2 protein-coding genes are annotated in these 1,547 nt (G+C 73.3%); one reads left to right on the top strand and one right to left on the bottom strand.

Translation table 11 applies throughout. From position 1 onward, the window contains the following. Positions 1-87: 87 nt before the first annotated feature. A complete protein-coding gene (locus RZ84_RS15885; protein WP_043264876.1) occupies positions 88-360 on the bottom strand; it encodes a hypothetical protein in 273 nt (90 codons plus the stop codon). Between the two features lie 166 nt (positions 361-526). On the opposite strand from RZ84_RS15885, the gene coaA reads away from it, so the two are divergent. After that, positions 527-1,510 carry a type I pantothenate kinase gene (coaA, locus tag RZ84_RS15890; RefSeq protein WP_043264877.1) on the top strand — a complete coding sequence of 328 codons (984 nt, stop codon included), beginning with the start codon at positions 527-529 and terminating at the stop codon, positions 1,508-1,510. Positions 1,511-1,547 lie beyond the last annotated feature (37 nt).

Genomic DNA, 1,547 nt, shown 5'->3' on the forward strand with positions numbered 1-1,547 from the left:
GGCTCACCGGCCACACACACGCCCCGCACGACGGGCTCCCCCCAACACCCGCACGACGGGCGCCCCGCAACACCCCGCGGATACGCGTCAATACCCGCGCGCTATCCGGTCCTGCGCCTCCCGGACCAGCTCCCGCAACTCCTCGTCCGCCGCCGGGTCCGCACCGCCCGGTCCGCTCCCCGGCTCGTGGCGCTCCAGGAAATCGGCCAGGTCCTCCCCCACGTCCTCGTCCGGCAGTTGCTCGGCCAGCTCCTGGCGTATCCGCGCCGCGAACTCCTCCGACGCGAGCGCCGCGCCCGCCTTCCGCCGGCGCCGCTCGCGCGCCCGCTCCCGCAGCGGCCTCCACAGGCGTGCCCGCACGCCACCCCCACTCGTTCCGGCGGGCCGCGCCCGGCGCCGCCCCGGCTGCCGACCGTACCGGGCCTGCGGCGCCCGGTACAGACGCGCAGCTCCGGCCCCCGGACCCGCCGCACCGCCACCCCGGCGCACACCGCCCGCACCGGCTGCGGACAATGGGCCCGTGCCCATGACGACGGATCCGCAGCAACGACGCCGCACCGACAGCTCCCCGTACGTCGATCTGACGCGCGCGGAGTGGAGCGCCCTGCGGGAGAAGACCCCGCTGCCCCTGACCGCCGACGAGGTCGAGCGGCTGCGCGGGCTGGGCGACGTCATCGACCTCGACGAGGTGCGCGACGTCTATCTGCCGCTGTCCCGGCTGCTCAACCTCTACGTGGGCGCCACCAGCAACCTGCGCGGCGCCCTCAACACCTTCCTGGGCGACGCGGGCGGCGGCCACGGCTCGCAGCCCGGTACCCCGTTCGTCATAGGGGTCGCGGGCAGCGTCGCGGTCGGCAAGTCCACCACCGCCCGGCTCCTCCAGGCACTCCTGGCCCGCTGGCCCGAGCACCCGCGCGTCGAGCTGGTCACCACCGACGGCTTCCTCTTCCCCAACGCCGAACTGCACCGGCGCGGCCTGATGTCCCGCAAGGGCTTCCCGGAGTCGTACGACCGCCGGGCGCTGACCCGCTTCGTCGCGGACGTGAAGTCCGGCAAGGCGGAGGTCACCGCGCCCGTCTACTCGCACCTGATCTACGACATCGTGCCCGGCGAGCGGCTGACCGTGCACCGGCCCGACATCCTGATCGTCGAGGGCCTCAACGTCCTCCAGCCGGCCCTCCCCGGCAAGGACGGCCGCACCCGCCTGGGCCTCGCCGACTTCTTCGATTTCTCCGTCTACGTGGACGCCCGCACCGAGGACATCGAGCAGTGGTACCTCGGCCGTTTCCGGAAGCTGCGCCGAACCGCCTTCCAGAACCCGTTCTCGTACTTCCGCAAGTACACCCAGGTCTCCGAGGAGGAGGCCCTCGACTACGCCCGCATGACCTGGCGCACCATCAACAAGCCCAACCTCCAGCAGAACGTCGCCCCCACCCGGGGCCGCGCGAACCTGGTCCTGCGCAAGGGGTCCGACCACAAGGTCCAGCGGCTGTCGCTGCGCAAGCTCTGACACTGCTCCGGCCCGGTCCCGGCAGCTGCCGGGACCG

It is taken from the genome of Streptomyces sp. CT34 (assembly GCF_000805335.1).
Classification (GTDB): domain Bacteria; phylum Actinomycetota; class Actinomycetes; order Streptomycetales; family Streptomycetaceae; genus Streptomyces.

Coding starts and splice junctions, on each gene's coding strand:
- coaA (WP_043264877.1), top strand. CDS start 527: ATGACGACGGATCCGCAGCAACGACGCCGCACCGACAGCTCCCCGTAC.